Below are 12225 nucleotides of genomic sequence, written 5' to 3' on the forward strand. Positions count from 1 at the left end.
GGACGGCGACCCGAGAGGCCGCTGAGGCGCTGTCGTGCGGCGGTGCGTCAGCGCTCGACCGTGAGCTCCAGCCACCGCGCGAGGTCCGTGACCTGTGCGTCGACCGCGTCGCGCACCTCGTCGTCCCACGGCTCGCCGTCGAGCGGGTCCTCGTGCAGCGCGTGCACGACGAGCCGCCCGCGCCGCACGTCCGCGGTCGCGTCGAGCTTGCCGACGAGCCGGTCGCCGTGCAGCACCGGAAGGGCGTAGTAGCCCCAACGCCGCTGCGCCGCCGGCTTGTACATCTCCAGGGCGTACTCGAACTCGAACAGCTCCACCAGGCGCTTGCGGTCGTGCAGCAGCCGGTCGAACGGCGACAGCAACGCGGTGCGCGGCTCGAACGGACCCCCCACCCGGGCGAGCAGCGCGGGGTCGGCGCGCCAGCGCCCGCGGACGCCCTCGACCTGCACGACCTCGCCGACGAGGTCGTCGGGGTACCCCTCGAGCACGCGGTCCCGCACGAGGCCGAGCGAGGCGAGCCGCCGCTCGTCGCGGATCCGCCGCGCGTCGGGCGCGGGGACGGGCTCGTCGGGCGGGTACACGCGCTCGGCGAGGTCCCACAGCTTCTCGCGCCCGCGCCGCCCGGCGACCGCGACGTCGCCGGTCTGCACGAGCAACCCGAGCAGCATCGTGACGTTCTTGTGGTTGTTCCAGCCCGACGACCGCCACGGCCGCGCGCACGTGTCCGGCAGCTCGCCGGCCGTGAGCGGGCCGTCCATGCGCAGCGCGTCGAGCACGTCGCGGCGGGCCCCGCGGTTGTCGTCGAGCCAGCGCGCGTTCCCGAGCAGCCACGCGGGGGCGTCCGGGCCGGGCCACGCGGCCATGTCGGCGGTGAGCAGCCGCACGTCGCGCGCGTCGCGCAGCAGGCCGTCGATCTCGACGACGCGCTGCTGCGCGACGAGGTCGGTCAGCTCGTCGGGGTCGTACGACGAGCCGAGCCGGCTGAACAGGACCAGGTCGACGCTCGGCGCGACGGCGGCGATCGGGTCGTGCTGCAGGACGACCAGGCGCCGGATCGTGTCCAGCACGCCGTCCGGGCGCCGGGCGGTGAGCACCTGGGCCCGTACGGCGAGGCGCCGCGCGTCGCGTCGGCTCAGGACGTCGACCACGGCTCCTCCTACGCGTCCCGGTCCGCCGTCACGCCCGCTCCACCGTCACGCCCGGCCCACGGCGGGCTCGTCGCGGTGCCGGCGTCCGCCGAACAGCGGCGACGGGAACGTGGGCGGCACCTTGCCGCCCGCGAGCCACGCGGTGAGCCGCTCGGCCTCGGCGTCGATCGCGGCCCGCGCACGTGCGGGCACGTCCTCGAGCAGCGCCACCTCGAGCGTCCCGCTGCTCGCGGCCCACGCCCCGACGACGCGCCCGTCGACCCAGACGGTCGGCCCGGCGTTCCCGACCGCGTCGACCACCTGCTTCGCGTGCGGCCCGAGGTACCAGTCGCGCTCGGCCCAGCCCATGGTGGTCGGGTCGAGCGCCGGCAGGAGCGCGGCCCACGGCCCGGCACGCTCGACCGGGTCGAGGTCGTCGGGCAGCAGCCACCCCACGGAGTCGGTCCCCTCGAGCCCGACGGGGACCGCCCCGACCTCGACGAGCGAGCGGCGCACCGCGGTGAGCGTCGAGCCGAGCCACCACTGCAGGTCCCGCTCGGTCCCGGGGCCGAACGCGCGCAGCCACCGCGCGACGATCGCGGTGTGCGCCGCGGCGTCGTCGGGCAGCGCGAGCGGACCGCCGAGCCACGTCTCGGTGAGCGTCCACGCGGGGCGGGACGTGGTCCACCCGCCGCGGTTCTCGCCGCGCACGACGAGCCCGTCCGCCGAGAGCATCGTCAGCAGCCGCGGCATGATCGCCATCTCCTGCGCCCACCGGGTCCCGCCCGCGGCCTGGAACACCCCGCTCGCGTCGGGCACCTCGGCGCGCAGCTCCGCGGCGGTGCGGCACCGCCCGTCCGCGAGCGCCGCGAGCACGCCGGCCTCGGCGCGCGCGAGCGTCCCGGCCGGGTCCGGGTAGCGGCCGTCCTGCCCGAGCTCCTTGAGCAGGCGTCGGCGCTCGACTCCCGCGACCCGCGCGCCGGGCGACGCGACGAGCGCGGGCAGCAGGTCGGTGCCCGTGACCCACAGCGTGCGTCGCATCGCGAGCTGCCGGACGACGGTGCGGTCCCGGTACAGCGCGTCGTCGAGGTCGCTCGTCGCGAACCCCGGCACGCGCGCCCACGCCGCCAGGTACGGGCCGGACGCGTCGGTGCCGTGCAGCACGACGAGCGCGCGCACGGCGGCGTGCAGGTCGGGCAGCGGGTCGACGAGGCCGTGCCGCCGGGCGAGGCGCGCGCGCCGCTGCGCGGTGTCGACGACACCGGCGACGGGCGGGCGCTCGCGAGCCATGCCACGATCATGGCGACGGCCACCGACATCCGCGCAGCCGTACGTGGCGTCGTCCGCGTGGCCGGCCTCGAGGGCCGACCCGCACCGTCCGGTTCGTCACACTCGCCGCTTCTCGGCGCCCCGACGCAACCCGAATCGATCAGATCCCAACACCGCAGGTTCACCCATCCGTGGCATCTGCCGCGACCCGCTCGTGCGATCACGTCGCTTCCTGTTCGATTCTGAGCGAAACGGCTTCCCGTGAGGTCCGCCAGCGGGCTACCCTCGACGCATGACGTGGTTGGTGACCGGCGGGGCGGGGTACATCGGCGCGCACGTGGTGCGCGCGTTCACGAAGGTCGGGCTGGAGCCGGTCGTCCTCGACGACCTGTCCAGCGGCCACGAGGAGTTCGTCCCGAAGGACGTGCCGTTCGTGCGCGGCTCGGTCGACGACGCCGACGTCGTCGCCGACACGCTCGCCCGGCACGGCGTCGAGGGGGTCGTGCACCTCGCGGGCTTCAAGTACGCGGGCGTCTCGGTGGACCGCCCGCTGCACACCTACCGGCAGAACGTCGCCGGCACGCTCACGCTCCTCGAGGTGATGGCCGAGCAGGGCGTCGACGCGATCGTCTACTCGTCGTCCGCGGCCGTCTTCGGCACGCCCGACGTCGACCTCGTCACCGAGGAGACTCCGACGACGCCCGAGTCGCCGTACGGCGAGTCCAAGCTCGTCGGCGAGTGGCTGCTGCGCGACCAGGGCCGCGCGACGGGCCTCAAGCACACGAGCCTGCGCTACTTCAACGTCGTCGGCTCCGGTACCCCCGAGGTGTACGACACGAGCCCGCACAACCTGTTCCCGCTGGTGTTCGAGGCCCTGCTCGCGGGCCGCACGCCGCAGATCCGCGGCGACGACTACCCGACGCCCGACGGCACGTGCGTGCGCGACTACATCCACGTCGCGGACCTCGCGGACGCGCACGTCGCGGCCGCCCGCACGCTCGCCGAGGGCGGCACGCTCGAGCGCGTCTACAACCTGGGCTCGGGCGACGGGCTGTCGGTGCGCCAGATCATGACCGCGGTCGCGCAGGTCACGGGCATCGACTTCACGCCGGACATCACCGAGCGGCGTGCGGGTGACCCGGCGCGCATCGTCGCCTCGGGCGAGCTCGCCGCGCGCGACCTGGGCTGGCGCATGACGCACACCATCGACGACATGGTCCGCAGCGCGTGGGAGGCCCGCACCGCCCACTGACGCGCGTCACGCGAGCGTCGCGGCGAAGTCCTCCAGCGTGCGCTCGGACCCGGCGTAGATGCCCTCCGCGCGCGGCCAGTGGACCACCACGTCCGTGAACCCGAGCGCCGCCGCGCGCTCGACGCCCTCGGCCGCGAGCTGCGCGGACGTCAGCGAGTACACGGGCGCGCCGTCGAGGCTCAGGTACCGGCGCAGCGGCACGTCGCCGGGCCGGTGCGCGCGCTCGATCTCGTCGAACGCGGCCACCTGCTGCTCGAGCGCCGCCCACCACCGCTCCTGGGCGAGCGCCGGCCGGTCCTCCACGTCCTCGGTGGCGTACGCGGCACCGTAGGTGACCCAGCCCTGCCCGTACCGCGCGGCGAGCGTCATGGTCCGCGGACCGGCCGCGGCGACGACGAACGGCGTGCGCGGCCGCGCGATCGTGCCGGGCACCATGCGCGCGTCGTGCGCGGTGTAGAACTCGCCCGCGTGCTCGGTGACCGGCTGCGTCAGCAGCGTGTCGAGCAGCCCGACGAACTCCTCGAACCGTCGCGTGCGCTCGCCGCGGCTCGGCGCCGGCCCGGTCACCGACGCGTCGAAGCCCTCACCCCCGGCCCCCACCCCGAGCAGGAACCGCCCGCCCGAGACGTCGTCGAGCCCCATGACGTCCTTGGCGAACGGCACGGGGTGCCGGAAGTTCGGGGACGCGACGAACGTGCCGAGCCCGATCCGGTCGGTCGCCTCGGCCGCGGCCGCGAGCAGCGGCACGGTGGCGAACCACGGCTCGGCGGCCAGGCTGCGCCACGCGAGGTGGTCGTACGTCCACGCGTGCGCGAAGCCCATGTCCTGCGCGCGGCGCCATCTGTCGCGCTGCGTCGCCCACCGCTCCTGCGGCAGGATCACGATCCCGACCTGCACCTGCGCTCCCATGCGCCCGACCCTACGGCCCGCCGGGCCGGCCCGGCGTCAGGCCCAGCCGAGCTCGTGCAGCCGGTCGTCGTCGATGCCGAAGTGGTGGGCGATCTCGTGCACCACGGTGATCGCGACCTCCTCGACGACGTCGTCGCGCGTCTCGCAGATCTCGAGCGTCGGGTTGCGGAAGATCGTGATGCGGTCCGGCAGCGACCCCGCGGACCACTGGTGCGTGCGCTCGGTGAGCGGCACGCCCTCGTACAGCCCCAGCAGGTCCTCGTCCCCGGGCGGGGGCTCGTCCTCGACGAGCACGACGACGTTGTCCATCACCGCGGCGAGCTCCGGCGGGATCTCGTCGAGCGCGTCCCGGACGGCGTCCTCGAACTCCTCGCGCGACATCTCGACCACGCCCCCATCCTGCCCCCTGCGCAGGTGGGAGCCGCTACGCGCGGGTGTGACCAAGGCCGCGCGCGAACCGGTTTGGGGATCAGGCCAGGAACCCCGTATGCTCATCCACGGTCAACCGACGCCTCGACGTCAGGGGCGACGCCCTCATCGTCTAGCGGCCTAGGACCCCGCCCTTTCACGGCGGTAGCACGGGTTCGAATCCCGTTGGGGGTACGAGCAGGTGCTAAGTGAAGAGCAGTACAGGTCTCACCACGAGGCCCCGTAGCGCAGTTGGTTAGCGCGCCGCCCTGTCACGGCGGAGGTCGCGGGTTCAAGTCCCGTCGGGGTCGCTCGACACATGCCGGTCACTCGTGACCGGCATCGTCGTTGGGGGGGTAGTCTCCCCACCACGGCTCTGTAGCTCAGTTGGTAGAGCGTTCGACTGAAAATCGAAAGGTCACCGGATCGACGCCGGTCGGAGCCACCGCACGAAGCCCGCCAGGGAGCAGCCTGGCGGGCTTCGTCGTTCTCTGCGTCGATCTCGGGTCCACCTGCGACGACGCGCGCGTGTCCCGGCCCGCGAGCCCTCGCGCTGGCTAGGCTGGCGGCACACCGCGCCCCGCGAGGAGGAGCCCGTGACCAGCGAACCCGGTCCCGAACGCCGCCGGCTGCTCGACCGTCTGACCGAACCGATCGCCGAGCGCGCCCGCGAGAAGATCGGCCAGGCCGAGGACCGCGTGCGCGCGTCGATCCAGGCCGAGATCGACGCCGTCAGCGCGAGCGTCCGCACGCGCGCCGTGCAGGTCCGCCCGTCCGCGATCGCGTTCGCGGCGGCCGCCGTCCTCACGTTCCTGGGTCTCGCGCTGCTCGCGACCGCCGCGGTGATCGGCCTCGCGCACGTCGTCGAGCCGTGGCTGTCGGCGCTCCTCGTCGGGGTCGCGCTCATCCTCCTCGCCGCCGGCTTCGCGGCGTGGGGCCGCAGCCACCTCCCGCGCGCCCCGATGGTCGACCTCACGCAGATCCGCGAGCCCACCCACCCGGCAGGCGAGCAGGTCCACCCCTGGGCCGACTGACGGCGCGGCCGCGGGCCGCTCGCCTCGCGGCACGGCCAGGCCGCCACCAGACTGGTGGGCCTGACGGCAAGGCCCGCACCGCCACACGGGCGGGACGGGCGGGCACGACGACGAGAGGCAGACCATGACGACGCACGCGGATCCCCCGGGGCAGCGTTCGCTCGGTCAGCTGGTGAGCGACCTGAGCGAGCAGACCTCGCGGCTGGTGCGCGCCGAGATCCAGCTCGCCAAGACGGAGATCGCCGAGCGCGCGAAGCTGCTCGGCGCCGGTGCGGGGCTCCTCGTCGCCGCCGGCGTCCTCGCGCTGTACCTGCTGGCGGCCGTCCTCGTGACGCTCGTGATCGTGCTCGACCTCTGGATGCCGCTGTGGGTCGCGTCGCTCGTCGTGACGGTCCTGCTGCTCGTCGTCGTCGCCGTCCTCGCGCTCGTCGGCGTCAAGGCCCTCAAGAAGGGCTCGCCGCCGAGCCCGCAGGCCGCGATCGCGAGCGTGCAGGCGGACGTCGAGGCCCTCAAGAGCGCCGCGTCGTGAGCGCGCCCGTGCCCCTGGAAGGAGACGCCCGATGAGCGACGACAAGGCCACGCCGGAGCGCTTCACGACGCCCGCGATGCTGGCGGTCGAGGCGGAGATCGCCGCGACGCGCCATCAGCTCGCGACGACTGTCGACGAGCTCACGGCCCGCCTCGCCCCCCGCGCCCAGGCGGAGGCCGCCGTGGCCACCGCGCGGCGGCTGGCGTCCGACGCGACGAGCCCGGACGCGGACCCGGAGGACCGCGCGCGCGCCCGGAGGGTGCTGGTCGGCGTCGGGGCGGGGGTCGCGTTCGTCACCGCGATCGTGGTGCTGCGGATCGCCCGGCGCTGACCGCGCGAGCACGCAGCGCGCGCACGCGCTCGCACAGCAGACGCACGAGGGCCCCGGACGCGACCACGCGTCCGGGGCCCTCGTCGTGCAGCGGGTGCTCGACCTGCCGTGTCGCGACGAGGTCAGGAGACCCGCTGCTGCGGGATCCCCTCGAGCAGCGCCTGGACCTCGGACTCGAGGTACCGGCGGTGCCCACCGAGCGTGCGGATCGACGACAGCTTGCCGGCCTTGGCCCAGCGGGTCACGGTCTTCGGGTCGACGCGGAACAGGGTCGCGACCTCGGACGGGGTGAGCAGGTTCTCGGACGTTGCGGGCTTGGCGGTCATGCGGCTGCCTCCTGGCGTACGGGTGGCCGGGCGGGACTCCCCTCCCACCCACGCCACCGGTGTGGTGGCTGGTGCGTCAGCACGGACCTGGATGCCGTTAGGACGACGTCCGCTCGGCCCGCACCATCTAGCATGTGCGAGCCCGGCATGCGGTGCATTCCGGGCTACGATTTAGTTACGAAATGGTACATCTCGACCTGTCGATTCGACGACTCGGCAGGTCCGGGCGCCCGATACCCACCCTAAACCGGACGATTCGACCATGCGAGACGAACGAGTCTCGACTCCGCCGACGGCGTGCACGCCCCGGGTCGTCGGTGCGACTGCCGCGGGAGCGCGCCGAGGCCGCAGGAGGCACCGTGACGGACTCGTGCGCCCTGAGTGAACGTGACGCGAGTCGCGGTCCTGTGAGTGGCCGGAACAACTGAGTTCCATGTAGCGTTACGGCACGAACAGACGATTCAGCACCCCGGGGCCGCACGTGTGAGCACGGTGCCGCCCCGCTTCCACGTTAGAGGGGGTCGATGCCATGGGGCGCGGCCGTCAGAAGGCTAAGCAGACGAAGGTGGCCCGGGAGCTGAAGTACTTCAGCCCGGAGACCAACTACCGAGCCCTCGAGCAGGAGCTGGCGTCTCGCAACCACGATCCCGTGGACCGTCGCGGCCTGGCCGCGCTGGACACCGAGGACGAGCCGCAGGACGACTACCGCCGCTGGCTCGACGACGAGCGCTGAGCGCTCTCGACGATCCCCGCTGACGCGCCTCGGCGTCGCCCGCCGCTCGCGGGCGCGCCTCGTCGTCCGTCCGTAGCGGCGCGCCCGTCGCCCTGCTAGTGCGTGCGGTACTCGCCGGTCAGGTTCACGGCGCCGCCCTCGACACCCTTGGTGCCCGTCACGAACCCGGGTGCGCCGACGACGTCGCGCTCCCCCAGGTCCCGCACCGACCCCAGCTCCCACGCCGGCAGCCCGAGCTCGGCGGCGTGCGCGAGCACCCCGTCGACCGCGTCCGCCGCGACGACGGCGACCATCCCGACGCCGAGGTTGAGCGTCCCCTCCAGGTCCGTCCACGGCACCTGGCCGAGGCTCTGCACCATCGAGAACACCGGCGGCACCACCCAGCCGGCGCGGTCGACGTCGGCGACCAGCCCGGCGGGCAGGATGCGCGCGACGTTCGCGGCGAGCCCGCCGCCCGTGACGTGGCTGAACGCGTGCACGCCCGCGGTCCCCGCTCGGCGTGCGATCGCGAGGCAGTCGGACGCGTAGACGCGGGTCGGCTCGAGGAGCTCCTCACCGAGCGTGCGGCCGAGCTCGTCGACGTGCCGCTCCAGGCCCCAGCCCGCCTGCCGCACGACTGCGCGCACGAGCGAGTAGCCGTTGGAGTGCAGGCCCGACGACGCGAACGCCACGAGCACGTCACCGGCGCGCACGCGCTCGGGGCCGAGCAGCTCGTCGGCCTCGACGACGCCCGTCGCGGCGCCCGCCACGTCGTACTCGTCGGGAGCGAGCAAGCCGGGGTGCTCGGCGGTCTCGCCGCCGACGAGCGCGGTGCCCGCGACCCGGCACGCGTCCGCGATGCCGCGCACGACGTCCGCGATGCGCTCCGGGACCACGCGGCCCGTGGCGATGTAGTCCGTCATGAACAGCGGCTCGGCGCCCACCACGACGATGTCGTCGACGACCATGCCGACCAGGTCGAAGCCGATGGTGTGGTGCACGTCGAGGGCCTGCGCGATCGCGACCTTGGTGCCCACGCCGTCGGTCGACGTCGCGAGCAGGGGCTTGCGGTAGCGCGTGAGGAAGCTCGCGTCGTACAGGCCGGCGAAGCCTCCGACGCCGCCGAGCACGCGCGGGCCGTGCGTCGCGCGCACGGCGTCCTTCATGAGCTCGACGGCCTTGTCGCCCGCCTCGGTGTCGACGCCCGCCGCGGCGTACGTGAGCGGGGCGTTCTCGTCGGGCAGGGTCACGGGTGCTCCAGGGTGGTCGGGTCCGCCGCCGACCCGTGCGGGCGGGTGCGGCGGCCGGGGCTCAGCGGGGTCAGGGGTGGTCGAGCGCGGTCGCGCCGCCCGCCCCGGGGATGATCGCGACGAGGCCGTCCTCGGGTGCGCCCAGCGGCAGCTCGTTCTGCTCGAGCAGGTGCTTGCCGAGCTGGTCGGCCGACGGCAGCTCGATCGGGTACCGGCCCGAGAAGCACGCGGTGCACAGCTGGCTCGCGGGCTGCTCGGTCGCCTCGATGAGCGACGTCTCGGAGATGTAGCCGAGCGAGTCCGCCCCGAGCGACGCCCCGATCTCGTCGGGCGTCAGGCCGTTGGCGATGAGCTCGGCGCGGCTCGCGAAGTCGATGCCGTAGAAGCACGGCCACTTCACGGGCGGCGACGAGATGCGCACGTGCACCTCGGCCGCGCCGGCCTCCCGGAGCATGCGGATCAGCGCGCGCTGGGTGTTGCCGCGCACGATCGAGTCGTCGACGACGACGAGGCGCTTGCCGCGGATGATCTCGCGCAGCGGGTTGAGCTTGAGCCGGATACCGAGCTGGCGCAGCGTCTGCGACGGCTGGATGAACGTGCGGCCCACGTACGCGTTCTTCGTCAGGCCCTGCCCGAACGGGATGCCGGACTGCTGCGCGTAGCCGACCGCGGCGGGCGTGCCCGACTCCGGCACAGGGATGACGAGGTCCGCCTCGACGGGGTGCTCGATCGCGAGGCGGCGGCCCATCTCGACGCGCGCCGCGTGCACCGAACGGCCCGCGATCGTCGTGTCCGGACGCGCGAGGTACACGTACTCGAAGACGCAGCCGGCGCGCTCGGGCGTCGCGAACTTCGTCGACCGCAGGCCGTCGGAGTCGATCGCGATGAACTCGCCCGGCTCGACCTCGCGCACGAAGCTCGCGCCGACGATGTCGAGCGCCGGGGTCTCCGAGGCGACGACCCACCCGCGCTCGAGCCGGCCGAGCACGAGCGGGCGCACACCCTGCGGGTCACGCGCCGCGTACAGCGTGCGCTCGTCCATGAAGACCAGCGAGAACGCACCGCGCAGGCGCGGCAGGACCTCGAGCGCCGTGGCCTCGAGCGTGTGGTCCGGGTCCCCCGCGAGCAGCGCCGTGATCAGCGCCGTGTCCGTGGTGTTGCCGCGGGCGAGCTCGCCGCGCCGCTGGCTGCCGTACCGCTCCGCGACGAGCTCGACGAGCTCCGCGGTGTTCGTCAGGTTGCCGTTGTGGCCGAGGGCCACGGTGCCGGCGGCCGTGGGGCCGAGCGTCGGCTGGGCGTTCTCCCAGTTGCTCGCGCCCGTCGTCGAGTACCGCGCGTGCCCGATCGCGATGTGCCCCTGCAGGGCGTTCAGCGCGGTCTCGTCGAACACCTGCGAGACCAGACCCATGTCCTTGTAGACCAGGAGCTGGCTGCCGTTGCTCGTCGCGATGCCCGCGGACTCCTGGCCGCGGTGCTGCAGCGCGTAGAGCCCGAAGTAGGTGAGCTTGGCGACCTCCTCGCCAGGAGCCCAGACACCGAAGACACCGCAGGCGTCCTGGGGGCCTTTCTCGTCCGGGAGGAGGTCGTGGTTCAGTCGTCCGTCAGCGCGGGGGGCCACGCGTCCATGGTCGCACACCGACCGCGGACGCATGGCCCCCCGTTCACCTGGTGTCAGGGCGTCTCAGCCCGTCACCACTTGGCGTTGCGCGCGAGCTCCAGGGCGATCTCCTGCCACCACTGGCCGGCGGCCGGGCCGCCGTTGCAGGAGCCGTCGGACTCGCCCGGCAGCTTGACCCACAGCAGGGCGTCGAGGCCCGTCGAGTCGTTCACGAGACGCGGCTTGTCGCCCAGCGCACGGCCGCGCGGGTTGCACCACTCGCCGTTGCTGCCGTTGCCGTTGCGCGACGTGTCGATGACGTAGCCCTTGCCGCCGAGGCGCTGCGAGATCTGCTCGCCGTACTGCTGCGACGCGGACGTCGTCTGGTAGTTCGACGTGTTGAGCGCGAAGCCCACCGCGTACTCGAAGCCGATCTGGTTGAGGCGGTTCACCGCGGTGTCGACCGACAGCCAGCCCGAGTGGCCCGCGTCGATGTACACGCGGCCGCCGGCCTGCGTGAGCGACTTGGCGGCGTACTTCAGGAAGCCGACCCGGTCGCCCTGACCGTTGCAGTCACCCAGCTGGGCGAGGGCGTCGGGCTCGAGGATGACGATCGGACGGCCCACGATGCCGCGCGCGACCGTGTCGACCCACTGCGCGTACTCGCTCTCGCCGACGCCGCCGCCCGAGTGCGAGCCGCAGTCACGGCCCGGGATGGCGTAGATGACGACCGAGACCGTCTTGCCGGCCTGCGACGCGCGGCTCGTCGCGTCACGCATCTGCTGCTGCGAGACGGACGGGCTGTTCCAGTTGCCGATCCACACCGACTGGGGCGTCAGCGCGATCTTCGCCAGGAGGTCCTTGGTGCTGCCGGACGCGGCCTGCCAGGCGGCGTACGACTGGTTCTCGACGTCGACGTACAGGTCGCCGGACGGCTGCGGGTCCTGCGTGGGCTCCTGCGTCGGCTCCTCAGTGGGCTCCTGCGTCGGCTCCTGCGTCGGCTCCTGCGTGGGCTCCTGGGTGGGCTCCTGCGTCGGCTCCTGGGTCGGGACGGTGCCGGTGCACGCGACACCGTTGACCGTGAACGACGACGGGACGGGGTTGCTGCCGGAGTACTCGCCGATGAAGCCGAACTGCGCGCTCGCGCCGGTGCCGAGCGAACCGTTCCAGCCCACGCTCGACGCGGAGATGCGCGAGCCGCTCGACGTGACGTTCGCGTTCCAGGCCTGCTGCACCTTCTGGCTCCCCGACGGGAACGTCCAGGCGACCGTCCACGACGACAGCGGCGACCCCAGGTTGGTGATCTTCACGTCACCCTGGAAGCCGGTGTTCCACTGGCTCTGGACGGTGTAGTCGACACGGCAGCCTTCGGCGGCGGACGCGGTGCTCGCGACGGCCGTGAGGCCTGCGACGGACAGCGCCGCGACGGACAGCAGCGCGGACACGGTTCTGCGGGCGGACATGGATGCTCCCTGGGGGCT

At 73.5% G+C, this 12225-nt stretch carries 13 protein-coding genes and 3 tRNA genes; 8 read left to right on the forward strand and 8 right to left on the reverse strand.

Translation table 11 applies throughout. The features are described from left to right. Nucleotides 1-47: 47 nt before the first annotated feature. The gene (locus F1D97_RS00155) at nt 48-1148 is read right to left on the reverse strand and encodes a DNA glycosylase AlkZ-like family protein (RefSeq protein WP_236121742.1); all 1101 of its coding nucleotides are present in this window, start codon (nt 1146-1148) and stop codon (nt 48-50) included. Between the two features lie 45 nt (nt 1149-1193). Then, the gene (locus F1D97_RS00160; RefSeq protein WP_236121743.1) at nt 1194-2417 is read right to left on the reverse strand and encodes a winged helix DNA-binding domain-containing protein; all 1224 of its coding nucleotides are present in this window, start codon (nt 2415-2417) and stop codon (nt 1194-1196) included. A gap of 271 nt (nt 2418-2688) precedes the next feature. Between F1D97_RS00160 and galE the strand changes: the two genes are divergently transcribed. Then, entirely contained in the window at nt 2689-3648 is a 960-nt protein-coding gene (gene galE / locus F1D97_RS00165) for a UDP-glucose 4-epimerase GalE (protein ID WP_236121744.1), read from the forward strand. A 6-nt stretch (nt 3649-3654) separates the two neighbouring features. Here the strand turns inward: galE and F1D97_RS00170 are convergent, their stop codons facing one another. Then, nucleotides 3655-4557, reverse strand: a complete 903-nt coding sequence (locus F1D97_RS00170) for an LLM class flavin-dependent oxidoreductase (protein WP_236121745.1) — start codon at nt 4555-4557, stop codon at nt 3655-3657. 36 nt (nt 4558-4593) lie between these two features. Beyond that, nucleotides 4594-4938, reverse strand: a complete 345-nt coding sequence (locus F1D97_RS00175) for a metallopeptidase family protein (RefSeq protein ID WP_236123658.1) — start codon at nt 4936-4938, stop codon at nt 4594-4596. A 149-nt stretch (nt 4939-5087) separates the two neighbouring features. Here F1D97_RS00175 and F1D97_RS00180 point away from each other — a divergent pair. The 6 genes from F1D97_RS00180 (at nt 5088) to F1D97_RS00205 (ending at nt 6859) form a co-directional block, all read left to right on the forward strand. Next, nucleotides 5088-5160 (forward strand) — tRNA-Glu (locus F1D97_RS00180). Between the two features lie 42 nt (nt 5161-5202). Continuing rightward, nucleotides 5203-5276, forward strand: a tRNA-Asp gene (locus tag F1D97_RS00185). Between the two features lie 61 nt (nt 5277-5337). Further along, a tRNA-Phe gene (locus F1D97_RS00190) sits at nt 5338-5410 on the forward strand. A 151-nt stretch (nt 5411-5561) separates the two neighbouring features. Continuing rightward, nucleotides 5562-5999 carry a phage holin family protein gene (locus tag F1D97_RS00195; protein ID WP_236121746.1) on the forward strand — a complete coding sequence of 146 codons (438 nt, stop codon included), beginning with the start codon at nt 5562-5564 and terminating at the stop codon, nt 5997-5999. Between the two features lie 124 nt (nt 6000-6123). Beyond that, nucleotides 6124-6528, forward strand: coding sequence for a phage holin family protein (locus tag F1D97_RS00200; RefSeq protein ID WP_236121747.1), 405 nt, complete (start codon nt 6124-6126; stop codon nt 6526-6528). A 31-nt stretch (nt 6529-6559) separates the two neighbouring features. After that, nucleotides 6560-6859 carry a DUF3618 domain-containing protein gene (locus tag F1D97_RS00205; RefSeq protein WP_236121748.1) on the forward strand — a complete coding sequence of 100 codons (300 nt, stop codon included), beginning with the start codon at nt 6560-6562 and terminating at the stop codon, nt 6857-6859. A 122-nt stretch (nt 6860-6981) separates the two neighbouring features. Here F1D97_RS00205 and F1D97_RS00210 read toward each other — a convergent pair whose 3' ends face one another. Continuing rightward, nucleotides 6982-7185 (reverse strand): BldC family transcriptional regulator, encoded by a 204-nt coding sequence (locus tag F1D97_RS00210; protein WP_094180931.1) that lies wholly within the window; start codon nt 7183-7185, stop codon nt 6982-6984. 529 nt (nt 7186-7714) lie between these two features. On the opposite strand from F1D97_RS00210, the gene F1D97_RS00215 reads away from it, so the two are divergent. After that, on the forward strand, nt 7715-7918 hold the full coding sequence (locus F1D97_RS00215) for a DUF3073 domain-containing protein (RefSeq protein WP_236121749.1): 204 nt from the start codon (nt 7715-7717) through the stop codon (nt 7916-7918). 95 nt (nt 7919-8013) lie between these two features. On the opposite strand, the gene purM is transcribed toward F1D97_RS00215, so the two are convergent. The 3 genes from purM to F1D97_RS00230 all read right to left on the reverse strand — a co-directional run bounded on the left by purM (nt 8014) and on the right by F1D97_RS00230 (nt 12207). After that, a complete protein-coding gene (gene purM, locus F1D97_RS00220; protein ID WP_236121750.1) occupies nt 8014-9147 on the reverse strand; it encodes a phosphoribosylformylglycinamidine cyclo-ligase in 1134 nt (377 codons plus the stop codon). A gap of 70 nt (nt 9148-9217) precedes the next feature. Next, nucleotides 9218-10765 (reverse strand): amidophosphoribosyltransferase, encoded by a 1548-nt coding sequence (gene purF / locus F1D97_RS00225; RefSeq protein WP_236121751.1) that lies wholly within the window; start codon nt 10763-10765, stop codon nt 9218-9220. Between the two features lie 71 nt (nt 10766-10836). Next, entirely contained in the window at nt 10837-12207 is a 1371-nt protein-coding gene (locus F1D97_RS00230) for a glycoside hydrolase family 6 protein (RefSeq protein ID WP_236121752.1), read from the reverse strand. Between the last annotated feature and the right edge of the window lie 18 nt (nt 12208-12225).

Origin of the sequence: Cellulomonas palmilytica (genome assembly GCF_021590045.1) — a bacterium.
GTDB lineage: Bacteria > Actinomycetota > Actinomycetes > Actinomycetales > Cellulomonadaceae > Cellulomonas > Cellulomonas palmilytica.